Annotated in this window: 24 protein-coding genes and 1 pseudogene; 10 read left to right on the top strand and 15 right to left on the bottom strand. The window is 71.5% G+C overall.

All coding sequences use genetic code 11. The annotated features are described in order from the left end of the window. Positions 1–17: 17 nt before the first annotated feature. The 5 genes from ACIRPT_RS34515 to ACIRPT_RS34495 form a co-directional block, all read right to left on the bottom strand. Positions 18–908: a carbohydrate ABC transporter permease gene (locus ACIRPT_RS34515; RefSeq protein WP_403834542.1), complete on the bottom strand. Its 891-nt coding sequence runs from the start codon at positions 906–908 to the stop codon at positions 18–20. After that, positions 905–1,885: a carbohydrate ABC transporter permease gene (locus tag ACIRPT_RS34510; RefSeq protein WP_403834540.1), complete on the bottom strand. Its 981-nt coding sequence runs from the start codon at positions 1,883–1,885 to the stop codon at positions 905–907. Before ACIRPT_RS34510 ends, ACIRPT_RS34515 begins: the two co-directional genes overlap by 4 nt. Further along, positions 1,882–3,213, bottom strand: coding sequence for an ABC transporter substrate-binding protein (locus ACIRPT_RS34505; RefSeq protein WP_403834537.1), 1,332 nt, complete (start codon positions 3,211–3,213; stop codon positions 1,882–1,884). Before ACIRPT_RS34505 ends, ACIRPT_RS34510 begins: the two co-directional genes overlap by 4 nt. Continuing rightward, entirely contained in the window at positions 3,210–4,301 is a 1,092-nt protein-coding gene (locus tag ACIRPT_RS34500) for an exo-alpha-sialidase (protein WP_403834534.1), read from the bottom strand. The genes ACIRPT_RS34505 and ACIRPT_RS34500 overlap by 4 nt, the downstream gene beginning before the upstream one ends. A 190-nt stretch (positions 4,302–4,491) precedes the next feature. Continuing rightward, positions 4,492–4,938 (bottom strand): anthrone oxygenase family protein, encoded by a 447-nt coding sequence (locus ACIRPT_RS34495; RefSeq protein ID WP_403834532.1) that lies wholly within the window; start codon positions 4,936–4,938, stop codon positions 4,492–4,494. A 103-nt stretch (positions 4,939–5,041) separates the two neighbouring features. On the opposite strand from ACIRPT_RS34495, the gene ACIRPT_RS34490 reads away from it, so the two are divergent. Further along, the gene (locus ACIRPT_RS34490) at positions 5,042–5,617 is read left to right on the top strand and encodes a TetR/AcrR family transcriptional regulator (RefSeq protein ID WP_403834529.1); all 576 of its coding nucleotides are present in this window, start codon (positions 5,042–5,044) and stop codon (positions 5,615–5,617) included. Between the two features lie 12 nt (positions 5,618–5,629). Here the strand turns inward: ACIRPT_RS34490 and ACIRPT_RS34485 are convergent, their stop codons facing one another. Both ACIRPT_RS34485 and ACIRPT_RS34480 read right to left on the bottom strand, forming a co-directional pair. Beyond that, positions 5,630–6,313: a FadR/GntR family transcriptional regulator gene (locus ACIRPT_RS34485; RefSeq protein WP_403834527.1), complete on the bottom strand. Its 684-nt coding sequence runs from the start codon at positions 6,311–6,313 to the stop codon at positions 5,630–5,632. A 147-nt stretch (positions 6,314–6,460) separates the two neighbouring features. Then, positions 6,461–7,622, bottom strand: a pseudogene (locus ACIRPT_RS34480) (RNA-guided endonuclease InsQ/TnpB family protein). A gap of 252 nt (positions 7,623–7,874) precedes the next feature. On the opposite strand from ACIRPT_RS34480, the gene ACIRPT_RS34475 reads away from it, so the two are divergent. Together ACIRPT_RS34475 and ACIRPT_RS34470 are read left to right on the top strand one after the other, a co-directional pair. Beyond that, on the top strand, positions 7,875–8,846 hold the full coding sequence (locus ACIRPT_RS34475; protein WP_403834524.1) for a dihydrodipicolinate synthase family protein: 972 nt from the start codon (positions 7,875–7,877) through the stop codon (positions 8,844–8,846). Between the two features lie 53 nt (positions 8,847–8,899). Continuing rightward, a complete protein-coding gene (locus ACIRPT_RS34470; RefSeq protein WP_403834748.1) occupies positions 8,900–9,526 on the top strand; it encodes a hypothetical protein in 627 nt (208 codons plus the stop codon). A 55-nt stretch (positions 9,527–9,581) separates the two neighbouring features. On the opposite strand, the gene ACIRPT_RS34465 is transcribed toward ACIRPT_RS34470, so the two are convergent. Further along, positions 9,582–9,836, bottom strand: a complete 255-nt coding sequence (locus tag ACIRPT_RS34465; RefSeq protein WP_403834522.1) for a hypothetical protein — start codon at positions 9,834–9,836, stop codon at positions 9,582–9,584. A gap of 67 nt (positions 9,837–9,903) precedes the next feature. Here ACIRPT_RS34465 and map point away from each other — a divergent pair, with 67 nt between their 5' ends. Together map and ACIRPT_RS34455 are read left to right on the top strand one after the other, a co-directional pair. Beyond that, positions 9,904–10,761, top strand: a complete 858-nt coding sequence (gene map / locus ACIRPT_RS34460) for a type I methionyl aminopeptidase (RefSeq protein WP_403834519.1) — start codon at positions 9,904–9,906, stop codon at positions 10,759–10,761. A 124-nt stretch (positions 10,762–10,885) separates the two neighbouring features. After that, positions 10,886–11,584, top strand: coding sequence for a heme oxygenase (biliverdin-producing) (locus ACIRPT_RS34455; protein WP_403834516.1), 699 nt, complete (start codon positions 10,886–10,888; stop codon positions 11,582–11,584). 19 nt (positions 11,585–11,603) lie between these two features. On the opposite strand, the gene ACIRPT_RS34450 is transcribed toward ACIRPT_RS34455, so the two are convergent. Next, positions 11,604–12,299, bottom strand: coding sequence for a PhzF family phenazine biosynthesis protein (locus ACIRPT_RS34450; RefSeq protein ID WP_403834745.1), 696 nt, complete (start codon positions 12,297–12,299; stop codon positions 11,604–11,606). Between the two features lie 396 nt (positions 12,300–12,695). On the opposite strand from ACIRPT_RS34450, the gene efeO reads away from it, so the two are divergent. The 4 genes from efeO to ACIRPT_RS34430 all read left to right on the top strand — a co-directional run bounded on the left by efeO (position 12,696) and on the right by ACIRPT_RS34430 (position 17,092). Then, the gene (efeO, locus tag ACIRPT_RS34445) at positions 12,696–13,850 is read left to right on the top strand and encodes an iron uptake system protein EfeO (RefSeq protein WP_403834514.1); all 1,155 of its coding nucleotides are present in this window, start codon (positions 12,696–12,698) and stop codon (positions 13,848–13,850) included. Positions 13,851–13,878: 28 nt separating this feature from the next. Further along, positions 13,879–15,168 carry an iron uptake transporter deferrochelatase/peroxidase subunit gene (efeB, locus tag ACIRPT_RS34440; protein WP_403509290.1) on the top strand — a complete coding sequence of 430 codons (1,290 nt, stop codon included), beginning with the start codon at positions 13,879–13,881 and terminating at the stop codon, positions 15,166–15,168. A gap of 66 nt (positions 15,169–15,234) precedes the next feature. Then, a complete protein-coding gene (efeU, locus tag ACIRPT_RS34435; RefSeq protein WP_403834512.1) occupies positions 15,235–16,227 on the top strand; it encodes an iron uptake transporter permease EfeU in 993 nt (330 codons plus the stop codon). After that, entirely contained in the window at positions 16,214–17,092 is an 879-nt protein-coding gene (locus ACIRPT_RS34430; RefSeq protein WP_403834509.1) for a hypothetical protein, read from the top strand. The genes efeU and ACIRPT_RS34430 overlap by 14 nt, the downstream gene beginning before the upstream one ends. Before the next feature lie 126 nt (positions 17,093–17,218). On the opposite strand, the gene ACIRPT_RS34425 is transcribed toward ACIRPT_RS34430, so the two are convergent. Both ACIRPT_RS34425 and ACIRPT_RS34420 read right to left on the bottom strand, forming a co-directional pair. Further along, positions 17,219–17,962, bottom strand: coding sequence for a bifunctional DNA primase/polymerase (locus ACIRPT_RS34425; RefSeq protein WP_403509281.1), 744 nt, complete (start codon positions 17,960–17,962; stop codon positions 17,219–17,221). Between the two features lie 141 nt (positions 17,963–18,103). After that, complete coding sequence (locus ACIRPT_RS34420; RefSeq protein ID WP_403834506.1) at positions 18,104–18,703, bottom strand: TetR/AcrR family transcriptional regulator; 600 nt, start codon at positions 18,701–18,703, stop codon at positions 18,104–18,106. Positions 18,704–18,837: 134 nt separating this feature from the next. Between ACIRPT_RS34420 and ACIRPT_RS34415 the strand changes: the two genes are divergently transcribed. Next, on the top strand, positions 18,838–19,014 hold the full coding sequence (locus tag ACIRPT_RS34415; RefSeq protein ID WP_403834503.1) for a DUF6243 family protein: 177 nt from the start codon (positions 18,838–18,840) through the stop codon (positions 19,012–19,014). 254 nt (positions 19,015–19,268) lie between these two features. Here the strand turns inward: ACIRPT_RS34415 and ACIRPT_RS34410 are convergent, their stop codons facing one another. From ACIRPT_RS34410 to ACIRPT_RS34395, 4 genes are all read right to left on the bottom strand, one after another. Then, positions 19,269–20,219 carry a small ribosomal subunit Rsm22 family protein gene (locus tag ACIRPT_RS34410; protein WP_403834500.1) on the bottom strand — a complete coding sequence of 317 codons (951 nt, stop codon included), beginning with the start codon at positions 20,217–20,219 and terminating at the stop codon, positions 19,269–19,271. Between the two features lie 40 nt (positions 20,220–20,259). Continuing rightward, positions 20,260–21,330 (bottom strand): serine hydrolase domain-containing protein, encoded by a 1,071-nt coding sequence (locus ACIRPT_RS34405; RefSeq protein WP_403834498.1) that lies wholly within the window; start codon positions 21,328–21,330, stop codon positions 20,260–20,262. Positions 21,331–21,386: 56 nt separating this feature from the next. Continuing rightward, positions 21,387–22,778, bottom strand: a complete 1,392-nt coding sequence (locus tag ACIRPT_RS34400) for a multidrug effflux MFS transporter (RefSeq protein ID WP_403834495.1) — start codon at positions 22,776–22,778, stop codon at positions 21,387–21,389. 207 nt (positions 22,779–22,985) lie between these two features. Continuing rightward, entirely contained in the window at positions 22,986–24,638 is a 1,653-nt protein-coding gene (locus ACIRPT_RS34395; RefSeq protein ID WP_403834492.1) for an alkaline phosphatase D family protein, read from the bottom strand. Positions 24,639–24,904: the final 266 nt, after the last annotated feature.

Below are 24,904 nucleotides of genomic sequence, written 5' to 3'. Positions count from 1 at the left end.
TGCCGCGCGCGGTCCGGTCATGCCTTCACGCTGCCCTCCGTCAGCCCCGTACGCCAGTACCGCTGGAGCACCAGCATCAGCACCATCAGCGGCACCACGGACAGGAACGCGCCGCCCACCGTGTACTGGTAGAGCACCGGTTTGCGGTCGGCGAAGCCGGTCCAGGAGGTCAGGCCCAGCTGGATCGGATAGAGGTCGGAGTCGGAGAGCATCACCAGCGGCAGGAAGTAGTTGTTCCAGATGTGCACGAACTGGAACAGGAAGACGGTGACCAGCGCGGGGGTCATCAGCCGCAGCCCCAGCCGGCCGAAGATCAGCGCCTCTCCCGCGCCGTCGATCCGGGCCGCCTCCAGGAGCGAGTCGGGCACCGCTGCGGCCGCGTAGATCCGGCACAGATAGACGCCGAAGGGGCTGACCATGCTGGGGATGAGCACCGCCCAGTAGGTGTTGGCCAGGCCCAGTTCGCTGAAGAGGAAGTAGAGCGGGAGGGCGAGCGCGGTGCCCGGGACGAGGACCCCGGCGAGCACGGTGTTGAAGACCGCCTCCCGGCCGCGGAAGGGGAATTTGGCCAGCGCATAGCCGGCCGCGGCGGACAGCAGGGTCGCGCAGACGGCGCCGATCCCGGCGTAGAGCAGGGAGTTGGCGAACCAGCGGGCGTAGATGCCGTGGTCGTAGGTGAGGACGTCGGCGAGGTTGCCGAGGGGGTGCGGATGGTCGGAGAACCAGAAGCCGAAGGTGCCGAAGAGGTCGGCGCTGGACTTGGTGGACGAGACGACCAGCCAGTAGACCGGCACCAGGAAGTAGAGCGCGGCGACGGTCAGCAGCGATGCGGTGATGATCCGGTAGCGGACCGGGGGCCGCGTCAGGGGCCGGGTCCGGGTCGGCGGCCGGGTAAGCGTCCGGGTCATCCGCGCTCCTTCTTGCGCCCGCCGACCAGGCGCAGGAAGCCGAAGGACAGGACGCACGCCACCAGCGCGAGCAGCACCGCCTCGGCCGCCGCCACATGCTGGTTGTTGCCGACGAACGCCTCGCTGTAGGCGTGCAGGTTGGGGGTGAAGCCGGTGTCGATGGAGGAGGCGAGCGGGCGCAGCACCTTGGGCTCGGCGAACAGCTGGAGCGTGCCGATGATGCTGAAGACGCAGGTCAGTACGAGCGCCGGGCGGATCAGCGGGATCTTGATGTGGCGGGCGACCTGCCAGGCGTTGGCCCCGTCGATCCGCGCCGCCTCGTACAGCTCGCCGGGCACGGCCTTGAGCTGGGCGATCAGCACCAGCATGTTGTAGCCGGTGAACTGCCAGGTGACGATGTTGGCGATGGACCACAGCACGGTGCCGCGGGAGAGGAAGTCCACGTCCCAGCCCACGGACTGGGCGATCTTCACCAGCGGGCTGATACCGGGGACGTAGAGGAAGCCCCACAGGATCGAGGCGATCACGCCGGGGACGCCGTAGGGCAGGAAGAAGGCGCTGCGGAAGAAGGGGATGCCGCGGGCGGAGGCGCTCTCCAGGAGCAGCGCGAGGGTGGTGGCGAGCACGATCATCAGGGGGACCTGGACGGCGCCGAAGAGCAGCACCCGGCCGAATCCGGCCAGGAACTGGTCGTCGGAGAGGGCGTGCGCGTAGTTGGCGAGGCCGGCGAACGCCTCGTGTTCCTGGCCGCCGAGGCCGAGCGGGCCGGTGCGTTCGGTCTTGTGCAGGCTCTGGTAGACGGCGTAGACGATCGGCGCGATGAAGCAGAGGGCGAAGAGCGCGAGGAAGGGCAGGACGAAGCCGGCCGCGGCGCGGGCGTTACGGGCCTCGGCGCGCGAGGCCCGGCGCGCGGGACGCCGGACGTTCCTCCGTTGCGGGGTGACCGGCTCCGGACGGCTGAGGGTGTCCCGGCTCACCCTCCGCTCTCCACCTTCAGGCCCTTGCCCTTGAGGTCGGCGATGGTCTGGCCCTGGACCTTCTTCAGGACGGAACGGAAGGAGGCGCCGGTGCCGAGCGCGTCGGTGAAGGCGTCGCCGAGGCGCTGGTAGAGGGTGTCGACGCCGGGGCCCCACTGCCAGCTGGTGTCGACGTGCGCCCCGGCGTCGGCGAAGATCTTGCTGTACTCCTGGCCGCCGAAGAACGCCTTGTCGACGTCGAGGTCGGTGGTGGCGTAGCCCTTCTTGGCGCTGGGGAAGCCGTAGCCGCCGTCGATCAGCAGGGCGATGGACTCGGGGTCGGTGTTGAGCCAGACGGCGAAGTCCAGGGCGTCCTTGGGATAGTGCGCCTTGGCGAAGACGGCGGTGGTCGAGCCGCCCCAGTTGGCGAAGGTCTGCCCGCCCTTCTCCCACTGCGGCATCGGCGCGGCCCGCCATTTGCCCTTGGTGCCGGGTGCGTTGCCGACCAGCAGCGCATCGCCCCAGCTGGCGCCCACCCAGGCGGCGATGGCGCCGGTCTGCAGGTCCTTGTACCAGGCGTTCTGCCGGTCGGGGATGGTCTTGATGAGCTTCTGTTTGACCAGGGCTTCCCAGTAGTCGGCGACCTTGCGGGTGGGTTCGTCGTCGACGTTGATGAGCCAGGTGTCGCCCTTGGTGGCGTACCACTTGGCGCCCGCCTGCCAGGCGAGGCCGGCCAGGCGGTTGCCGTTGGTGGCGGAGAAGGTCTCGATCCAGGCGCCCTTCTTACGGATCGCCTTGGCGGCCGCCTCGTACTCGTCCCAGGTCGTGGGGGTGGGAACGTCCCATTTCTCGAAGAGGTCCTGACGGATGAACAGGCCCATCGGGCCGGACGCCTGGGGGATGGCGTAGATGCCCTTGCCGAACACCGACTGCTGCCACTGCCAGCCGAAGAACTTGTCCTTGTGGCGGGCGGCGCCGAGCGTGGCGAGATCGAGGAGGCCGTTGTCGAGGAGGAAGCTGGGGATCACCGGGAACTCGATCTGGCCGAGGTCGGGCGGGTTGCCCGCCTTGATGGCGGCGTGCATCTTCGCGTACTGCTCGCCGTCGACGGCCGACACCTTCTCGACCTTGACCTGGACCTCGGGGTTCTTGCGGTTCCACAGGTCGACGGGCTTGTCGATGCCGGGTACCCAGGACCAGAAGGTCAGCTCGACCTTCTGGCCCTTCTTGCGTTCCCTGGGTGCGGTGTCGTCGTCGCCGCTGTCGCCGCAGCCGGCGAGCGCGAAGCCGGCGGCGACGGCGGCCGCCCCGCCGAGGACCGATCTGCGGTGCAGGTCTTTGCTGGTCATGCGGGTTCCTCCACGGGGATGCGGCGGAAGGTGATCGTCGAGTAGGCGCTGTAGTCGCCGGTTTCGTAGAGCAGTCCGACGCTCGCCGGGTCCAGCCGTACGAGGTCGGAGTAGGCGGCGGGCAGCCCGGAGACGGTACGCAGGCTCCGCCAGGTCACGCCGCGGTCGCGGCTGGTGCGCAGGGTGAGCAGGGCGCGGGCGGCGGGGAGGGCGGGTCCGGAGAACAGCAGCTCGTCGCGGTCGGTGAGGGAGAGCAGGCTGCCCTGGCAGACCGGTCCGGCCAGGCCCGCCTGCGGGCGGAAGGGGGCGACGAGGCTCTCGCCGCCGTCGGTGGAGCGGGCGTCGGCGCGGTGCCAGGCCGCGGCGGTCTCGGTCCGGGTATTCAGGTAGAGGGTGCCGTCGGGGAGTTCGGCTGCGGTGGTCTCGTTGGGCGCCACCGAGGGGTGGGTGTCGCCGTCGGTGTAGCCGATCTGCCAGGTGGCGCCGTCGTCGTCGCTGAGCAGCGCGTGCCCGCCGTTGTAGCGGGCCTCGGTGCCGGTGTCCTTCGGGTCGGCGGGCGGGGTGGAGTGGTTGGCGGGGATGACCAGGCGTCCGGTGTACGGGCCGTGACGCAGCCTCAGGGCGTGGCCGGGGCCGGTGGCGTACCACCGCCATTCGGGGCGCTTGGCCTGGTCGGTGATCTCGCGGGGCGGGCTCCAGTGCGTCCCGTCGTCGTCGCTGTGCTGTATCCAGATGCGGCGGCCGTCGGCGGGCGGGACCTGGCCGCGGCGGATGCGGTCCTCGGTGGCGTCGGCGGCGTTGTGGACCGTCAGGAGCAGCACCCGCCCGTCGGCGAGGACGACGGGGGCGGGGTTGCCGGCGGTTCCGGTGCCGTTGCGGGCGATGACCTGGAGCGGGCCCCAGGTGCGGCCGTCGTCGGTGGAGCGTTTGAGGACGACATCGATGTCGCCGGTGTCGGAGGCCGAGGTGACGCGCCCCTCGGCGAAGGCCAGCACGGCTCCGGAGCGCGCCCGCACCACGGCCGGAATCCGGAAGCTCGTATACCCCTCGGTCCCGGCGCGGTACGGCACCGAGCTCTCGTCCACCACGGGTCACCCCCAACGGCCGGACGTAGGATGTCCGCTGTCCTGCGGTGACCATAAAGAGGGCCCAACTGACCGTCAAGGCACCCGACATAGCCCGTTTTCGTGTCGGCAAAGGGTCACTCGACAGCAGGTGAAATCGCGGTGAACGATCGACCGGCGGGGCGCCCCGCCGGGAGCCGGGGCCCGGCGAGCGTCACGCCATGGCGGTGACCAGCAGAACGAATGCCGCGACGATGACGCCGACGCGCACATAGTGGAAGCGGTCCCAGCGGCCGACCTGCTGCTTCCAGTCCGCCGGAACGCCGTCCTGGGTCCACCGGGCGACGCGGGAGTTGATCGGGACGAGCAGCGCGATCGACATCAGCACGCTCAGGACGAGCAGGCCGGTGGCCGTGGCGACGAGACCCGCGCCCGCGTCGCCCCACGTCTGGACCGCCCGGACCGCACCGAGCACGACCGAGCCGATGTACCAGAACGGCATCACCCTGCCGAGCACCCGGGCCCCGTCGCTGCGGGCCGCGACGCCGCCGTTGTCGGGCAGCCGGTCCAGGATCGGATTGACGAAGACCGCCACCGCGAACTCCACGCCCACCAGCATGCCGACAACCACGACCGTGACGATGGCCAGTGCGTGCTGCATGTCCCCTCCCGAGGGTCTCCGGCACTTTTCCTAGCGCCGCTAGATTGTGGTGCGATGCTAGCGAATGCAGTGCTCGAATGTCTAGCGCTGCTAGAATCGAGGAATGTCAGTACAGGAACGCAAGGAGCGGGAGCGGGCCCACCGCCACCGGCTGATCATCGCGACGGCCCGTGAACTCGCCGAGTCGCACGGCTGGGACGCCGTCACCACGCGCCGGCTGGCCGAGCGCATCGAGTACAGCCAGCCCGTGCTCTACAGCCACTTCCGCGGCAAGCGGGAGATCGTCGGGGCCGTGGCCCTGGAAGGTTTCACCGAGCTGACGACGACGATCCGGCGCGCGGTGGCGGACGGGCCCGCCGGGCGCGCCGCGGTGGCCGCGCTCGCCGGGGCGTATGTCGACTTCGCCGAGCGCAACCCCGCGCTCTACGACGCGATGTTCCTCCTCGACACCGGCCTCCCGTTCGCCGACGCGGCGACGCCGGCGCCGCTGCGCGAGGCGTTCGAGGCGCTGCTCGACACGCTCGGCGACGTCGCGGGGGATGCCGAACCGGCCCTGTTCGTCGAGGTTTTCTGGTCGGCCCTGCACGGCCTGGTCGCACTCACCCGCTCGGGCCGGCTTCCCCCGACGGAGGCGCCGCGGCGGCTCGATCTGCTGGTGGAGCGGCTCGCGGGGCGCTGACCCGGCCCGGCGTCACTCGGCGAGACGCCGGCGGATTCCGTCGAAGTGCCGGTGCATCGCCGCGACCGCGCGGTCGCCGTCGCCGGCCTCCAACGCCTCGACGATGGCCTGATGCTGACGGGCCGTCTCCTGCGGATCCTGACTGCCGTCCGCGCAGTGCTCGCGCACCTGCCGCAGCGCCACCCAGAACGCGTCCAGCACCTCGACGAGCAGGACGTTGCCCAGCGAGCGGTACAGGGCCTGGTGGAAGGCCCGGTCGGTACTGCTCTGCACCTGGCCGCCCTGCGCCTCCCTCGCCATCTGCCGCACCAGGTCCTTGAGGGCGGCGAGGTCCTGGGCGGGCAGGCTGCGCGCGACGGCGGGAATCAGCCCGGCCTCCAGCGCCTCGCGGACCTCCATCAGCTCGTACAGGCCCGGTTGGCCGTGCCGGTGGGCGACCGCGGCACGGAAGGCGACGCCCTCCACGAACGGTTCGAGGGTGAGCGGGCCGACGTAGGTGCCGTAACCGTGCCGGACCTCGACGATGCTGACGGCCTGCAGCGCCTTGAGCGCCTCGCGCACCGAGTTGCGGCTGACGTCGAGGAGGCGGACCAGTTCGGACTCGGGAGGCAGCGGATCGCCCGGCGCCAGCCCGTCCCGCAGGATGAGCTGCTTGATCCGTGCCTGGGTGCCCTCCGCCATCGTGCCCCGTGCCATGTGGTCCCTCTCCCTCTCCCGCGGCCGCCGCGCCCCGCCCCGTTCGGCCGCAGGACCGCGCGTCCCTTGGCCGAGCGCCGGAGCACGCGCCTATTTTGAAACCTCCCCTCCCTGAAGGGGGGATTTCTGGCTCACTTTGCCTGCCACCTAGCAGGGGGCAGGGCTTACAAGATCAGCACTAGCCGGGTTGCGACCAGCCCGGACGTGGGGGCACCTCCCAGCGGTAGCTGGGGGACATCACGCGGGCGGAGTTCTTGTCTCTGGGCGAGACGGCTCCGCACGCGACGCACGTATACGTTCTCTCGGAGAGGGGGATGCGGTGCTTGGCTCTCGCCCCGCAGTGTGCGCAGTCCATGGTGGTGTGCGCGGGGTTGACCAGGTGCACGGTCCGTCCGTGCTTGCCGCACATCTCGACCAGCGCGGTCTTCGTCGCGCCGATCGCCGCATCGGCTGCCTTGCGGGCCATGGTGGTCTTCGAGAGGAACTTCTGCCGGAAGTCCTCCACAGCGATCTGATCGAAGTCCCGGACGATGGCCTTGGCCCTTCCCCAAGCTCTCGGCTCCGCTCGAGCAGGGAGAGACCCCATTCGGCCGGTGTCCTGCCGCTGCCGGGCGATCTTCTTCGACACCTTCGCCGCAGCCCTGCGGGCCTTGCGGTACCCGGCGGTGTCGGGACGGTTCTTGGGGGTGCGCCTGCGGGCCATCATGCGCTGGTAGCGGGCCAGCTTCTGCGCGGCGGTCTTTCCGTGCTCCGGGTGGGGCAGGTCGTGGGCGTCCGACGTAGTGGTCGCGGTCTCCTTCACACCCCAGTCGATACCTACCACCTGGCCGGTCTCCGGCAGCGGCTCAGCATCCGCCTGGACGACGAAGCTCGCATGCCAGTGGCCAAGACCGTCCCGGTATACCCGCACGCTCGTGGGAGCGGACGGAAGATCCCGCGACCACACCACCGTCAGCGCGATCCCGCCCGCCAGATGCAGGCGGCCATCCGTAAGGAAAAACCACGCCGGGTGCAGTTCAGCGACGGCGCGGCGCCCCGCTTGCGCTTGATGCGAGGCATCCCGGACCGCTGTCGCATCGGCAGCTTCCCCTTGATGTCCTTCAGCGCCTTCGACCTGGACTTCGCGAAGTCCCGGATGATCTGTCCCCCAGCTACCGCTGGGAGGTGCCCCCAGCTGCGGCACCGAAGAACCCTCACGAAGCCACGACATCGCCTGCCTGGCCTCGGTCAGCATCTTGTCGAGCTGCGCCGGACCGCACGTGATCTTCTCGCTGACGGTCCTGTTCCGGCCGTGGACCTTGCGGGGCATCGCCACGCACCCATTCCACACCCAGCGACACCGAGCCCATTCAGCATCCAGACGGGTAAGCGCGGCGGAAGACACACGCAGCCGGTACGTGTACCGGAGCTGCGCCGCCTCACCCACCACAACTCCCGCCACTCAGAGCCAAATTGGGCTAATTGTATCAAGAAAGCGCAGTCCAGAGCCTATGCGTAGAGAATTCCGCCGCTGCGCATCTCCGCCCCAAGGACCCATTCCTCCCCAGCTGCTGGAGCCCTCATGGCACTGCCCGCACCGCTGCGCGGCGTCATCCCACCCGTGTGCACCCCGCTCGACCGGCACGGCGAGGTCGACACCGTCTCCCTCACCCGCCTGGTGACCCACCTCGTGAACGCCGGCGTCCACGGGCTGTTCGCGCTCGGCTCCACCAGCGAGGTCGCCTACCTCACCGACGCCCAGCGCGCCACCGCCCTGGAGACCGTCGTCAAGGCCGCCGACGGGCGGATCCCGGTACTCGCCGGAGTCATCGACACGACCACGCCCCGCGTCCTCGACCATGCGCGAACCGCCGCCGTACTGGGCGCCGACGCCCTGGTCGCCACCGCGCCGTTCTACACCCGCACCCACCCGCGCGAGATCGCCGCGCACTTCCGCCGCCTGCGCGCCGACGCCGGTCTGCCCCTCTTCGCGTACGACATCCCCATGGCCGTGCACCGCAGGCTGCCGCTCGCCCTGATCCGCGAACTGGCCGAGGACGGCACGCTCGCCGGGCTCAAGGACAGCAGCGGCGACGAGGCCGCGCTGCGCCGCCTGCTCGTCGCGCTCGGCGGCCGCAGCGGCCGCAGCACCGGCCCCGCGCCCGCCTTCTCCGTCCTCACCGGCTCCGAACTCACCGTGGACGCCGCCCTGCTGGCGGGCGCCGACGGCGTCGTACCGGGCATCGGCAACGTCGACCCGGCGGGCTATGTGCGGCTCTACGAGGCCGCGCGGACCGGTGACTGGGAGCGGGCGGCCGCCGAACAGGAGCGCCTGGTCGCGCTGTTCTCGCTCACCGACATCGGCCCGGAGGAGGAGATGGGCCGCAGCTCCGCCGCACTGGGTTCCTTCAAGACGGCCCTGTGGCTCCGCGGCGTGATCGACCACGGCGCCACCGCCTTCCCGCAGATCCCGCTGCGCGAGGAGTCGGTGGCCGAGGTCGGACGTCTGCTCACCGCCGCAGGGCTGGCTCCGGAGAAAAGCCCGTACGGGTGACCCCTGGCGGAAACGGCGGCCGGGCCGCGGCGGCCCGCGGCAGGATGCGGGCCATGGATGCCGTACGGGTCGCGCTGTTGCGCGAGGTGCTCGCCGGAACGGAGTGGATCCAGTCCACCCGCCGCTTCGCCGCATCGCTGCGCGCCTCGGTCGCCGCGCACGACGGCGGCCTGCTGCTGGTCGGCAGCGCCTCGTACGAGCCCTGGCATCTGGCCGCCCACCTGGACGACGAGGCCGCCTGGTCGGGCCTGCCGGAGCTGTCGCCCACCCTGGTCCGGCACCGCGTGCCCGGCGGTGCGCCGGCTCATCTGTCCGTGGGGCTCGGCAGGCTGGAGGCCGCCGGGCGCGGCGCGACGCTGCTGGTCGTCACGCCGGAGAGGCCCGGCGCCGGGCTGCTGGAGCGGGTGCACGACGCCCGCCGCAACGGCGCGACGGTGCTCGCGCTGGACGGCGGCGACCGCGATCTGCACGCCCTGGCCCATGACGCGCTGACCTCGCCGGAGGGCGACGGCGACCCGGCTCAGGACCTCGACCTGGACACGCTCCAGCACCTGGTGAGCGCGGCCGCCGGGGAGAACAGCGTGCCCGCCCCCTTGGGCACCACCCCCCGCCGCCGCTTCCGCGACCGGCTGGCCCGCCTCGCCGACGGGCTGACGGCGCCACCGCCGCCGCGGTGGTGAGCGGACCCCCGCGAGCCCGGAACCGCATGGAGCTGCCGGGCGGACACGCGAGCGCCTACGAGGTCTGCTCCCCCTGACCGTCTCCCCGGCCCTCCCCCTGGCCGTCCTTGTCGTGCCACTTGGGGTCGGTCTCCCACTCGAGGTTGCGCTCGCGTGCCGTGTCCATGGCGTGCGTCGCCTCCTCGCGGGTGGGGTAGGGGCCGAAGCGGTCGGCGGCCCGGCATTCGGGGCCCTCCTCGACCTTCTGGTGCCGCAGGCAGTAGTACCACTCGCCCGGCTTGCCGACCGTACGCCTCTTGAACAGCGCCATTGCCGCCTCCTGTGGGTCACTCCCGTGCCGCCATCCTGCCCGACGGCCCGCGGATACACTCGCTGGCATGTCTGGCCAGTCACTTCTTGCCCCGGGGAACATCTCCCCCGTCCGCCCCGTCCCCGCCTCGATCCCGCGTCCCGAGTACGTCGGGAAGGACGCGCCCGCCCCGTACACCGGGCCCGAGGTGCAGGACGCCGAAACGATCGAGAAGATGCGGATCGCCGGCCGGATCGCGGCGCAGGCGATGGCCGAGGCCGCCAAGTACATCGCGCCCGGCGTGACGACCGACGAGCTGGACCGGGTCGCCCATGAGTTCATGTGCGACCACGGCGCGTACCCGTCCACGCTCGGCTACCGCGGCTTCCCCAAGTCCCTGTGCTCCTCGCTCAACGAGGTCATCTGCCACGGCATCCCGGACTCGACCGTCCTCAAGGACGGCGACATCGTGAACCTGGACGTCACCGCGTACATCAACGGTGTGCACGGCGACAACAACGCCACCTATCTGTGCGGCGACGTGGACGAGGAGTCGAAGCTCCTGGTGGAGCGCACCCGCGAAGCACTCAACCGCGCGATCAAGGCCGTCAAGCCGGGCCGGCAGATCAACATCATCGGCCGCGTCATCGAGTCGTACGCCAAGCGCTTCGGCTATGGAGTCGTCCGCGACTTCACCGGTCACGGCATCAGCTCCGCCTTCCACTCCGGCCTGATCGTTCCGCACTACGACAGCCCGCACCACACCACCGACATCACGCCCGGCATGACCTTCACCATCGAGCCGATGCTGACGCTGGGCACGCACGAGTACGACATGTGGGAGGACGGCTGGACCGTGGTCACCAAGGACCGCAAGCAGACCGCGCAGTTCGAGCACACACTGGTGGTGACGGAGACCGGGGCCGAGATCCTCACGCTTCCCTGACGCGAGCGAGGGCCGAATTTTACCGACAGGGCGTCGGGAACAGGGGTAGGCTGGTTACCGACAGGTTGTCGGGAACGGGTGGACCGCCTGTTCCCTCCGCTCCTCTCGGCCCCGGAGGCCCGCTTTGGAAGCGTCCAGCCCGACCCCGTCGTCCTCCCCCGAGCTCCCCGATGCGCCGCCGCCCTTCTCGACGGTCATCCGCACCGCGTCGCACGAGCAGCACACCGAGGCCGAGAACTCCTCGTTCATGAGCGATCTGCTCGGCGGCAGGCTGGGGGTCGCGGCCTACCGGCGCTATACCGAGCAGCTGTGGTTCGTCTACCGCGCCCTGGAGGAGACCTCCCCGACGCTCGCCGACGACCCGGTGGCGGGGCCCTTCATCCGCCCCGAGCTCGCCCGCACCGCCGAGCTGGAGCGCGACCTGAGCCACCTGAGCGGTCCCTCCTGGGGCACCGGCCTGGAGCCGCTGCCCGCCACCGCCGCCTACGCCGACCGCGTGCGCGCCTGCGCCCGCGAGTGGCCGGCCGGCTATGTCGCCCACCACTACACCCGCTATCTCGGCGACCTCTCCGGCGGCCAGATCATCCGCGGTACGGCCGAGAAGACCTGGGGCTTCGCGCGCAAGGGCGACGGCGTGCGGTTCTACGTCTTCGAGGACATAGGCAACCCCGCCGCCTTCAAGCGCGAGTACCGCGAACTGCTCGACGTACTGCCGGTCGACGACCTGGAGAAGCAGCGGGTCGTCGACGAGTGCAAGCGCGCGTTCGCGCTGAACAGTGCGGTCTTCCGGGAGCTGGGTGAGGAGTTCCCGCTGAGCGCGTGAGGGGTACGGGGGCGGGCGCCTACGTCGCCACTTCCCTGATCTCGGCGAGCGCGACGCGGCCACCGATGTCGATGGCGCCGCCCGGCCGCGGCCGGGTCAGGATCTGTGAGCCCGCACCCTGGCGGATGTCGAGGGCGCGGCCCAGCTCATGGGTGAGGGTGAGCGCGGCGGCGCCGGTGGCCTCGTCCTCGGCGAGGTTGTCGTCGCGCCGGGGAAAGCCGCGGGCGCGCACGCTGCCCCCGTCCCTGTCCCGCCAGGCCCAGGCGTAGAGCCAGCCCTCGCCCGGCGGCGGCGCGGGCAGCGCGTCGACCTCGTCGGGGGACCCGTACCGCTCGGTCCGGCGCCCGGTCGCCCACTCCGGCCGGCCGCGCACCCAGGTGAACTCCCCGTCGTACGCGACCGCCACCTCACCGGCCGGCGGCCGCAGCGTCGCGACCGGACGCCCGAGGTGGCGCAGCAGCCAGGCGGCCCCGACGAGCGGATGCCCGGCGAACGGCAGCCGCAGGCCCGGGGTGTAGATGTCGGCCACGGCCCGGGCCCCATCGTCGAGGAACACCGTCTCGCTGAAGCCGAGCCGGGCGGCGAGGGCCTGCCGGTCCGGCCCGGCCGGGAAGGCGGCGCCGTCGGCCACGACGCCCAGGAGGTTGCCGCCCCGCCCCTCGCCGCCGCAGAAGACCCGGAGTACGTGCAACGCCGTCGGTGCCCCGCCGGTCATGCCGGTACCGCCCATGCCGCCCATGCCCGTGCCGCCCCTTCCCCGATCATTCATCGCCCCATCCAACAGCACCCGTTCCACACGCTTGCGATCATGTACGCGAGGGGCACCGCGGACTCCGCTCGGCGCGATTCCCGCCAGGCCGCTCGGTCTCTCGCCGGCCGAATATCACCGGTCATGACCTGCCACCGGCGACGCCCCTTACCTTGACCGATCCATGACGGATCCGTGACCGGGGTCGACCCAATCCGTAACCGGGTCGTTGTCCGTGAGAGCGGGATCACTGGCCCGGGTGGGCATAAGCAGGTAAGCCTCAGATAACTTAGGCCTGCCTTAGTGACGTCTCCACCGTCCGTCCCCCGTTTGTGCACCGCCCGAGCCCGCCTGGAGTCCCGTATGCGAGCCCACCGCTCCCCCGTCGTCGCCGCCATCGCCGTGGCCGCGACCCTGACCGCCGTGGCCGGCTGCGCCGAGAAGAGCGACGGCAAGAGCACGGGCGGCAAGGGCACGGTGGAGGTGACCGCGACGGACAGCGAGTGCAAGGTTTCGGCCAAGGAGTTCCCCGCCGGGCATGTGCAGTTCGCCGTCCAGAACGCGGGCTCCAAGGTCACCGAGGTGTACGTCTATGCGCCCGGCGACCGGATCGTGACCGAGCGGGAGAACATCGGGCCCGGCACCAAGGCGGAGATCACCAGCGAGATCAAGGCCGGTACGTACGAGATCGCGTGCAAGCCCGGCATGAAGGGCGACGGCATCCGCCAGAAGGTGACCGCGACCGGAAAGGGCGCGACGGCCAAGCGGAACCCGAAGCTGGACGAGGCGGTCAGCGCGTACCGCAAGTACGCCCAGGAGCAGGCCGACCTGACCATTCCCGCGGCGCAGAAGTTCGCCGACGCGGTGAAGGCCGGGGACGTCGAGGCCGCGAAGAAGACCTATGCGGTGTCGCGGGTCGGCTGGGAGCGGACCGAGCCGGTGGCCGAGTCGTTCGGTGACATCGACCCCAAGGTCGACACGCGCGCGGACGGTCTGGCGGACGGCCAGGAGTGGACCGGCTGGCACAAGCTGGAGCAGTCCCTGTGGGAGAAGAAGAAGATCTCCGGGGACGACAAGAAGCTCGCCGACAAGCTGATGGCCGATCTCAAGGACTGGCAGAAGCGGGTCGGCAAGGCCGTCATCAACCCGACCACCATGGCCAACGGCGCCAAGGAGCTGCTCGACGAGGTCGCCACCGGCAAGGTCACCGGTGAGGAAGAGCGCTACAGCCACACCGACCTGATCGACTTCCACGCCAATGTCGAGGGCGCCCAGAAGGCCTACGAGCTGCTGAAGCCGGTCGCCGCCAAGAACGACCCGGCGCTGACCAAGGAGCTGGACAAGCAGTTCAAGGCGATCCTCGGGCAGCTCGACAAGCACCACGACAGCAAGTCCGCCGACGGCTTCGCCTCGTACGACACGGTCGGCAAGGGCGAGCGCAAGACCCTGTCCGACAGCGTCAACGCGCTGGCCGAGCCGCTGTCGAAGCTGGCCGCCGCGGTGGCCGGGAACAAGTAGTCCGGTACGGGAAAGGGAGGGACGTCGGATGTCCAACGACGAGACGAACGACGGCTCGGCCGGGCGGGCGCCCTCGCGGCGGTCGCTGCTGGGCTGGGGCGGCGCGGGGCTGGCGCTCGGCGCGGTCGCGGCGGGCGGTACGGCGGCGGCGCTGCGCGCCGGCGGCGACGCCCAGCCGGCCGGGGCGGATGCGACGGCGGGCGCCGCGGTCGCCTTCCACGGCACGCACCAGGCCGGGATCGCCTCCGCGGTCCAGGACCGGCTGCACTTCGCCGCGTTCGACGTCACGACGGATGACCGCGACGAGCTGATCGCGCTGCTGAAGGAGTGGACGAAGGCGGCGGCGCGGATGACCGCGGGCGACGCGGTCGGCGACGGCGCGGTCGGCGGGCTGGCGGAGGCGCCGCCGGACGACACCGGCGAGGCGCTGGGTCTGCCGCCGTCCCGGCTCACCCTCACCTTCGGCATCGGCCCGTCGCTGTTCGAGAAGGACGGCAAGGACCGGTTCGGGATCAAGGGCCGCCGGCCCGAGGCGCTGGTCGATCTGCCGCAGTTCCCCGGCGACAACCTGGACAAGGCGCGCAGCGGCGGCGATCTGTGTGTGCAGGCCTGCGCGGACGACCCGCAGGTCGCGGTGCATGCGATCCGTAATCTGGCCCGGATCGGCATGGGCAAGATAGCCATCCGCTGGTCGCAGCTGGGCTTCGGCAAGACGTCCTCGACGACGCCGGATGCCCAGACGCCGCGCAACATGATGGGCTTCAAGGACGGCACCCACAACATCGCGGGCACCGACTCCGCGGCCCTGAACAAGCATGTGTGGGTCGGCGAGAAGGACGCCAAGGGCGACGCGGGCTGGATGGCCGGCGGCTCGTACCTCGTCGCGCGCCGGATCCGGATGCACATCGAGACCTGGGACCGCACCTCGCTCAAGGAGCAGGAGGACGTCTTCGGCCGGGACAAGGCCGAGGGCGCGCCGGTCGGCAAGAAGCACGAGCGGGACAACCCGCACCTGAAGTCGATGCTGCCGACCGCGCATGTCCGCCTCGCGCACCCGGACTCCAACGGCGGGGTGCGGATCCTGCGCCGCGGTTACTCCTTCACCGACGGGACGGACGGCCTGGGCCGGCTGGACGCGGGGCTGTTCTTCCTCGCCTACCAGCGCGACGTCCGCCACGGTTTCGTCCCGCTCCAGCAGCGGCTGTCGGCCACCGACGCCCTCAACGAGTACATCCAGCACGTGGGTTCGGCGATTTTCGCGGTGCCGCCGGGCGTCCGGAACGCGGACGACTGGTGGGGCCGCGAGCTGTTCGCCTGACCCGTACGACGCCGTCGGCGCCACCGTCACCGTCGTCAATTTCATGAAGGAAGGGAAGGAACCGACGTGTTCGGCAACTACCTGATCGGTCTGCGCGAGGGCCTGGAAGCCAGCCTCGTGGTCTGCATCCTCATCGCCTATCTGGTCAAGACGGGCCGGCGGGAGGCGCTGCGGCCGGTCTGGGCCGGCATCGCGATCGCCGTGGTGCTGTCGTTCGCGTTCGGCGCGGCGCTCCAGTTCGGCTCGCAGACGCTGACGTTCCAGGCGCAGGAGGCGCTCGGCGGCTCGCTGTCGGTCATCGCGGTGTGCCTGGTGACGTGGATGGTCTTCTGGATGCGGCGCACCGCACGGCATCTGAAGAAGGAGCTGCACGGCAAGCTGGACGCCGCGCTCCAGATGGGCACCGTGGCGCTGGTGGTCACCGCCTTCCTGTCGGTGGGCCGGGAAGGCCTGGAGACCGCGCTGTTCATCTGGACGGCCGCCCAGTCCGCCGATGACGGCGTCCGGCCGCTGGTCGGGGCGCTGCTGGGGCTGCTGACGTCCGTGGTGCTGGGCTGGCTGTTCTACCGCGGGGCGGTACGGATCAACCTGGCGAAGTTCTTCACGTGGACCGGCGGGATGCTGGTGGTGGTCGCGGCGGGTGTGCTGGCGTACGGCTTCCACGATCTGCAGGAGGCGGACATCCTGCCGGGTCTGAGCGCCCAGGCGTTCGACATCAGCGCGCAGATCCCGGTCGACAGCTGGTACGGCACGCTGCTGAAGGGCGTCTTCAACTTCCAGCCGGACCCGACGGTCCTTCAGGTCACGGTGTGGGCTCTGTATCTGATCCCCACGCTCGGGTTCTTCCTCGCCCCCGGTAGGGTGGCGCCGAATCGTGCCACCCCGGCGGGCTCCCAGTCCGCCCCGGTCGCCCCGAAGGAGCCCGAGCCCCATGACACGCAGGTCGCCGTTCCGGGTGCCCGCAACACTGACGTCGGCAGCGACGGCGATGGTGATACTGAGCGGGTGCATGACGGTGCACGGCGAGCGGGAGATGGTGCCGGCGGTGACGAAGGCTGAGGGCAACAAGGCCCTCACGCGCTTCATCGACGGCTTCAACAAGATCCGCCGCACGCTCGACCCCGACCTGAACCCCACCTACGAGGCCGGCGCGATGCTCGCCCTCGACCAGGCGGAGGTCAAGGCGGCACACGGCATGAACCCGAAGGGCTCGCCGAACTCCGCGGCGGTGACGGTCAAGGACGCGCACTTCACCGTGCCCAAGCAGGCGGGCTGGCCGAGGTCGTTCATCGCGGACGCGCTGACCAACCTCAAGTCGCGCCGCACCGGCGAATACATCCGCTGGTACCTGGTGTTCAGCCGGGACAGCATCGACGCACCGTGGCGCGTCGTCTACCAGGCGACGTTCGTGGGCAGCAAGGCGCCCGAGTTCAAGATGGACGGCGGCTTCGCCGAGGCGGTGCCGGTGGGCGGCGGTTCGGGCCTGGCGGTGGACCCGGGCAAGCTGAGCAAGACGTACGCGGACTATCTCAACACCGGTAAGCCCGATGTCTTCGCGTCCGGCCCGAACACCGACCGGTGGCGGACGAGGCGGGCCAAGGACGCCAACGGGGTGGGCTCGCGGATCCTGTACGAGGACTCCGCCGCGAACTTCCCGCCGGTCGCGCTGCGCACGGCGGACGGCGGGGCGCTGGTGTTCTTCGCGACGTATTACCACCAGCAGAAGACGGTGTCCCCGGGGATGATCATCACGGTGGGACCGGAGCTGCGGGGGATACTGAAGGGCCCGATGAAGAAGAAGACCACCCAGATGGCGATCTCCAACGTCTCGGGACAGGCGGTCAAGGTGCCGGCGAAGAGCGCGGGCGGCAAGGTGGAGTTCCTCTACCGGCTGGATGCGAAGACCTCGCTGACGGCGCAGTAGCGCGCCGACCGCGGGCAGTGCCTCACGTGCCAGCGGCAGTACCTCGCGTGCCATGGGGCCGTCGGTTCTCCGGCGGCCCCTCGCCGTGCCCGACGGCCGTACGGGGCCGGGCCCGGCCCCGTGCGCTCAGCGGCCGATCGGCCAGGCCGTCGTCTCGTGGTCGGGCGCGCCCTCGAGGAACTGGGCGCAGGCGTCGGTGAGGGACTCCAGCAGCGTCAGCGGGTCGGGCAGCGGCAGCTCGGGGCCGCGCAGCCAGGTCACCGCGGGCTGTTCGCCGGGCAGCGTCGAGGGGGGCAGCAGGACATAGCTGCCGCGGCAGTGCCAGCGCAGCCCGGGGTGCTCGTCGAGGGTCTCGGGGTGGCAGTCCAGCTCGCAGGGCCACCACTCGTCCTCGTCGTCCGGGGTGCCGCGGGTGGCGGTGAAGAACAGCATCCGGCCGTCGCCGAAGCCGGCGCCGCTGAGGGTGACGGGGCCGACGTCGATGCCCGCCGCGTCCAGCCGGCCCAGGGCGCTGCGGCCCGCCTCCACGGGGACGTCGAGCACGTCGTGGGCGATGCCGGTGGCGGTGATGAAGTTGGCCTGCGGGAGGGTGCGTACCCAGGCGGCGACCTTGTCGCGGTCGGTGGTGGCGACGGTCTGCCAGCCGAAGGAGACGGGGTGCCGGCCGGGGGTGGGACACCCGATGCGTTCACAGGAGCAGCCGTAGCCGGAGGGGTGCGCCGCCGGGGCCACCGGGAAGCCCGCGTCGACCGCCGCCAGCAGCAGGTCCTCGCGGCCGCGCGCAGCCGCCGATCCCATGTCCGTATCGCCGCCGTCCGATCCGCTCTTCGGGCGGCGCAGCCACTGGGAGAACCTGCTCTTGCGGTCCATCTATCCCCTCACTTCGAGCGGTGGTCTGGGATCAATGCTGCCACCATCCTGCGCCTCGGGTGACCGGTGTACGGATCCGGGGTGAACGAATGGGGGGTGAATCCCGGCAATTACCACTATCGCGGCAATCGGCCGGGCCGGTCAGCCGCGCGGCCGTAGACCGCTCAACGCCAGGTCGACCAGGGTGTCGACGTAGTCGTAGGTCAGTTCGCCGGTGCGCATCAGCCATCGTTGTGAGAACGGACTCAGTACCATCTCGGCGGCCATCCGGGGGTCGACGCCGGCGGCCACCTCACCGGATTCCTGGGCGGCGCGGATCCGGTCGGTGTAGACGCGGATGCCGGGCTCCAGCAGCCGGGCGACGAAGGTGCGGGCGAGCTCCTCGTCGTTGGCGCCGGCCACGGCGAGGGCGCGATACGGGGCCTGGAAGGCGGGGTCGTTGAACTCGTCGGCGGTGGCCCGCAGCACGAATTTCAGGTCCGCGGCCAGGTCTCCGGTGTCCGGCAGGCCCGTCTCGTGGTCCGCCTCGGCTCCGGCGGTGAACGCGTCCAGGAGGACCGCGGCCTTGGAGGGCCACCAGCGGTAGATCGTCTGCTTGCCGACCCCGGCCCGGGAGGCGATGCCCTCGATCGTGAGCTTGTCATAGCCGACCTCGCCGACCAGCGCGAGGGCGGCGTCGAAGATCGCGCGGCGGGAGCGCTCGCTACGACGGGTGGAGTCGGGGGCTGTCTTGTTGGCCATGTGGCCGAGTTTATCCGCGCCATAAGGCGAGACGTATCGTCTTGCAAAAGCTTGACGAGACGCGCCGTCTTGCGTCATGCTCGACCACGAACGAGACGCCCCGTCTCGTTAACGGTCGAGGGAAGGACGGACCCATGAGCAAGGGAAACGCAGGCGGCATGCTCGGCATCGGAGGAACCCGCAACAAGCTCTCCCGCGGCGCCCTGCGCGGCGGCGGGCAGGGCGGCCACGGAGCCGGAGGACACCCCGATCCACAGGCACAGCGGCGCGAGCTGCTGCGCAAACTGCGGGAGGAGCGAGGGGAACGGTAGGGGCGGCCCGCCGGGGCAGCCCCTAAGGCCGCCTCAGGACCAGTCGTCACCGGCACCCCGCGGCGGAGAGGCCCGAGGCAGGAGCCGTTGCCGGTTGCGGTCCATGGCGCGCCCACCGGGCCGTGGCGACACCTCAGGAGCGGTCGTCGCCGGCACCCCGCGACGGGGAGGCCCGAGGCGGGAGCCGTTGCCGGTTGCGGTCCATGGCGCGCCCACCGGGCCGTGGCGACACCTCAGGAGCAGTCATCACCGCCTCAGGACCAGTCGTCGCCCCAGGCGGCGTCGCGGGCGGCGCGGTAGTCGGCGCCGTGCCGCTTGGTGACGGTGGCGCGCCGCAGTCCCTCCTCCGCCGTGCACAGGTCCAACAGGACCTGGCCCTTGCGGAGTTGGGGCTTACGGATGATCCGCGAGGGGGCGGCGGGGGCGTCGAGGGTGGTGGCCGCGACGTAGCTGAACTTCTCGTCCTCGTACGGCAGGGAGCCGCCCTTGACCTGGCGGTGCAGCGAGGAGCGGCTGACCCGGGCCGAGAAGTGGCACCAGTCCTCACCGGGGACGATGGGGCAGGTGTCGCCGTGCGGGCACGGCGCGAGCACCCGCAGGCCCGCGGCGATGAGCTGGTCGCGGGCCTCGCGGATGCGGAGATAGCCGTCGGGGGTGCCCGGTTCGATCACGACGACGGATGTGGCGCCGGCGGCGGCCTCGACCACGGCGCGGCGGGCGTCGGGGCGCAGCTCGCCCAGGACGTAGGAGACGGTCACCAGGTCCGTGCCCGCCGGGACGGTCAGCCCCTCGCCGATGACCTGCCGCTGCCACTGGGTGTCGGGCAGGATCCCGGCGGCCAGTTCGCGGCCCAGGTCGAGGGCGGGCTGCGCCCAGTCCAGGACGGTGCTGCGGTGGCCCGCCCAGATGGCGGCGGCGGCCCAGGTGGCGGCGCCGGTGCCGCCGCCGATGTCGACGTGGGTTGCCGGGGACCAGTCCGGGACGCGGGCGGCGAAGGCGGTCAGCGCGGCCCGTACGGCCTCGAAGGTCGCGGGCATCCGGTAGGCGGCGTACGCGGCGACATCGGCGCGGTCCCGCAGGACCGGGGCGTCGGTGGGGGTCGTCCCCCGGTAGTTGGCGATCAGCCGGTCGACGGCCTGCGCGGCCTGCTTGGGCGGCAGGCCGTCGAGCAGGCCGGCCAGGGCGGCGCGCAGTTCCTCGTGCATTGGGCCAAGTTTACGGGGCCGCCGGCCGCCCCCGGGCCGGTCAGCGGACGACGGCGCGGGCCAGGCAGGTCGCGGCGGCCGCGCGCGGAGCGCTGCCGCCGTTCGCGCGCCGGGGGTGGACGGTGTTGGCCAACAGCACCAGGAACGTGTCGGTGGCCCGGTCCAGGACCAGGCTGGTGCCGGTGAACCCGGTGTGCCCGGCCGCGCCCTGCCCCGCCAACTCCCCCATGAAATACGGCTGATCGACTCCGAAGCCGAGGCCGGGCGGATCGAGCAGGGCGGCCACCGACTCCGGCCCGAGGATGCGGGCACCACCGTATGCGCCGGCGTCCAGCAGCGCCCGGCACAGTACGGCCAGGTCCTGCGCGGTGGAGAAGAGGCCGGCGTGCCCCGCGACGCCGCCCAGCGCCCAGGCGTTCTCGTCGTGCACCACGCCGCGCAGCAGTCCCCGGTCCGCCTTGGCCCACGGCCGCCGCTGGTCCTCCGTCGCCGCCACGCCCGGCGCCGCCAGCGGCCCGTAGGAGGTGGAGGCCAGGCCCAGCGGACGGCAGATGCCCTCCCGTACGAGGGCGTCCAGGCGGCGTCCGGTCAGCGATTCCACGATGAGCTGCAGCGCGATCATGTTGAGGTCGGAGTAGCGGTAGGCGCCGCCGGGCGGGCCCGCCGGGGCGGCCGACTCCGCCCACAGCAGCGCCAGCTGGGCGGCGCGCCCCGTGCGCTCGTGGAACGGCAGCTCGGGGCGCAGGCCCGAGGTGTGGGTGAGCAGCCGGCGGACCGTGGCGCCCGGGGCGAAGGCGGGGAGGTGGGCGTGCACCTCGTCGTCGAGGCCCAGGCGGCCGCACTCCACCTGCTGGAGGGTGACGATCGCGGTGAAGAGCTTGCTGAGCGAGGCGAGGTCGAAGACCGTACCGACCCGCATCGGCTCCCACAGGTCGCGGGGCAGCTCCAGGCCCCGGTCCCGCTCGGGGTCGTACGCGCGGTAGCGGACCGCCCAGCCGGCGGCGTCCTCGGCGGCGACGTACGGGCCGCGGCCGGCCAGCACCACCGCGCCCGCGCACCAGGCGGGCCGCCCCTCGGGCAGCGCCCGCACGCCTTGGACCAGCCGCTCCATCCATGCGGGGTCGAGCCCCGCCTGGGCCGGTGTGCCGTGTCTGAGTACCGGTGCGTTCAGAGTGTCTTCCTCTCGCCCGCAGTGCCGCCGACGCTCTCCCCCCTACGCTGCCACGGGCGGCACATCCCCAGGAAGCACACGAGCGCCGAAACGGCACACGAAAGCTGCACGACGGCCATCGGCAGGGCCGTCCGCTCGCCCGCGATGCCCACCAGCGGAGAGGCGACCGCGCCGAGGAGGAACGTCGAGGTGCCCAGGAGGGCGGAGGCCGATCCGGCCGCGTGGGGGGTGCGCAGCAGGGCCAGGGTGTTGGTGCTCGGCAGGACCAGGCCCATCGCGGACATCAGGACGAAGAGCCCGGCGGCCATCGGCAGCAGGCCGACCTCGCCGAAGATCCCGCAGGACATCAGCAGCAGCCCCGTCGCGGCGACCGCCATCGCCGTCAGGCCGATGCCCAGCACCTTTTCGAAGCTGATCCGGCCGACCAGCAGCTTGCCGTTGATCTGGCCGACCAGGACCAGGCCGACGGAGTTGATGCCGAACAGCAGGCTGAAGGTCTGCGGCGAGGCGCCGTAGATCTCCTGGACGACGAACGGCGAGGCGGAGATGTAGGCGAAGAGGGCGGCGAAGGCGAAGGCGCCGACGAGGAGGTAGCCGGAGAAGGGACGGTCGGCGAGCAGGTCGCGCATGGTGCGCAGGGCCTGGCCCAGGCCACCGGAGTGGCGCCGGGCGGGCGGCAGCGTCTCGTGCAGCTTGCGCCACACCAGGAGCGTGAGGAGCACGCCGACGGCGGTCAGGACGACGAAGACGCCGCGCCAGTCGGTGATCCGCAGGATCTGGCCGCCGATCAGGGGTGCCACCACCGGGGCGACGCCCGAGATCAGCATCAGCGTGGAGAAGAACCGGGCCATCTCCACACCGTCGTAGAGATCCCTCACCACCGCCCGCGCGATGACGATGCCGGCCGCACCCGCCAGGCCCTGCAACAGGCGGAGGGTGATGAGGACTTCGGCGTTCGTGGCGAACGTGCACAGGGCGGTCGCCAGGATGTAGATCACCATGCCGGCCAGCAGCGGGCGCCGGCGGCCCCACTTGTCGCTCATCGGGCCGACGACCATCTGCCCCAGGGCCATGCCCGCCAGGCATGCGGTGAGGGTCAGCTGCACCGTGGCGGCCGGGCTGCGCAGCGCGGCGGTGACCTGCGGCAGGGCCGGCAGGTACATGTCCATGGAGAGCGGTGGGACCGCCGTGAGGCCGCCGAGGACGAGGGTGACCAGAAGACCGGTGCGGCGGGACGCAGCGGGTGCAGCCGGTGCCGGCGCCGTGTCCCGCCCGGATATGGCGGGCTGGTCCTGGGGGTCGGCCGGGGCATCGGCCTGGGTGTGGGCCTGAGGTTCGGCCTGCGGGTCGGCCGGGGAGGTGGCCGCGCTGGGGCCGGGCTCCGTCATGAGCGTCTCCATGGGTGAGGGATGGCCGCACCATGGTGGCACGCACACGGCGGCGCCCGGCCGGGATTCCGGCCCGTCCATTGGTCCTACGTCCGGTCCTACGCCGGAGGTCCGACGGGAGGGTCCGACGGGAGGTCCGACCGGAGGTACGGAGAGACCGGGGCAGGGGCCGCAGGTCCGGCATCCCCCGTCGGACGGGCGCCGCGCTCAGGCCGGCTTCAGCCCCGGATCACCCGCCTCGGAGACGAACGACGCGGCGGTCCGCACCGGCGCCCCGGGCGTGGTGACGGCGGACACCGTCCGGTAGTCGCCGCGCGCCGCGTCCTGCCCGAGGGTGACGGTCACATAGCCGCGCCGCCCGTTGTAGAACTTCAGATGCGGGTTGGCGGCCATGTACGTGGCCCAGTTGGCGGGCTTGTCCGCGCCGTCCTTGCCGCTGGCGATGGAGCTGGTCACGAACTCCACGCCCGCGGTGCGCGAGCCGGGATCCCCGAAGTCCTTCTTGATGTCGAAGGCGTAGTGGACGTGCACATCGCCGGTGAGGACGACGAGGTTGTCCACCCCGGCCGACTCCGCGCCCGCCAGCACCCGCTCCCGCGAGGCCGTATAGCCGTCCCAGCCGTCCATGCTGACCTGGTAGTTCTCGCCCGTGGCAGTGCGCCGCTCGGAGAACGTGACCTGCTGCGGCAGCACATTCCACCGCGCGGTGGAGGCCCGCCAGCCGTCGATCAGCCACCGCTCCTGCGCCGCGCCGGTCAGGGTCCGCTTCGGGTCCCGCGACTCCGGGCCCGGCGCGTGCCAGCCGTCCCCGTACGCCTGGTCGGAGCGGTACTGACGGGTGTCGAGGATGTCGAACTGGGCGAGCCGCCCGTACTGGACGCGGCGGTAGAGCTGGGCGTCGGAGCCCTTGGGCCGCTGCGGGCGGCGCAGCGGCTGGTTCTCCCAGTACGCCCGGTACGCGGCGGCCCGGCGGACGAGGAACTCGGCAGGCGGGAGGTTGTCCTCGCTGATGTCGGAGGCGTAGTTGTTCTCCACCTCGTGGTCGTCCCAGGTGACGATGAAGGGATGCGCGGCGTGGGCGGCCTGGAGGTCCGGGTCGGACTTGTAGAGGGCGTAGCGCAGCCGGTAGTCGTCGAGGGTGACCGTCTCGCGGTTGAACAGCGCGGGCAGCGTCCGGTCGGTGTAGTTGCGGGCGCCGCCCACGGCGCTGACCGGGTACTCGTAGAGATAGTCACCGAGGTGGAAGACGACGTCGAGGTCCTCCTGCGCCAGGTGCCGGTAGGCCGTGAAGTAGCCGTCGTGGTACGCCTGGCAGGACACCGCGGCGAGCTTGAGGTCGGAGATCCCCGCGCCGCGGGCGGGGGCGGTGCGGGTGCGGCCGACGGGGCTGATCCAGTTGCCGGCGCGGAAGCGGTAGTAGTAGACGCGGTCGGGGGCGAGGCCGGTGGGCTCGATGTGCACGGAGTGGTTGAACTCCGGGTGCGCGTCGGCGCTGCCCTTGCCCGCGAGCCGCTGGAACCGCTCGTCGTAGGCGACCTCCCAGCGGACCGTGATTCTGGCGTTCGGCATGCCGTTGCCCACCTCGTACGGCCGCGGCGCGAGCCGGGTCCACAACACCACGGAACCGGGCAGCGGGTCGCCGGAGGCCACGCCCAGGGTGAAGGGGTTCTCGCTGATCTTCCGGGCGTCGGCCTCCGCGGCGTAGGCGGCGCCGGTCCCCGGCAGGTTGGTCGCGAAGGCGAGCGCGGCGGCGGCCCCGGTGACGGTGAGAAAACGGCGGCGGCCGAAGTGCGCGGCGGCGGCCCGGATTTCCTGCTCGTGCGCCGGGGTCTGCTGCTGGTGCGCGGCGTGCTGAGTCATCTGCCCCTCCCCTGACGGTGGTTGTCACCAGTCATTGGAGGGGTGGGTGCTGGCGCGACGCTGTCGTCGACCCGACGCATGCATGACAGGTCGGTGACTATCCACTGCCGGTTCGCTGCGCTTTGCCCGTCCGCTGCGCTTTGCCTGGGCCGATGCGTTCGGCTTTCCCGCCGTGGGGGTTTGCCGCCGTGGCGCCTGCGGCGGGCTGGTGCCGCTTGCGCGGGGCTGTTCGGCTGCGGGACCGGGCCTCCGGACTCCGTCCTGCG

The organism is Streptomyces sp. NPDC101227 (assembly GCF_044767545.1).
In the GTDB taxonomy this organism is placed as follows: domain Bacteria; phylum Actinomycetota; class Actinomycetes; order Streptomycetales; family Streptomycetaceae; genus Streptomyces.
Note: the sequence above shows the minus strand (reverse complement) of the source record. Positions and strands in the feature narration are given on the sequence as shown.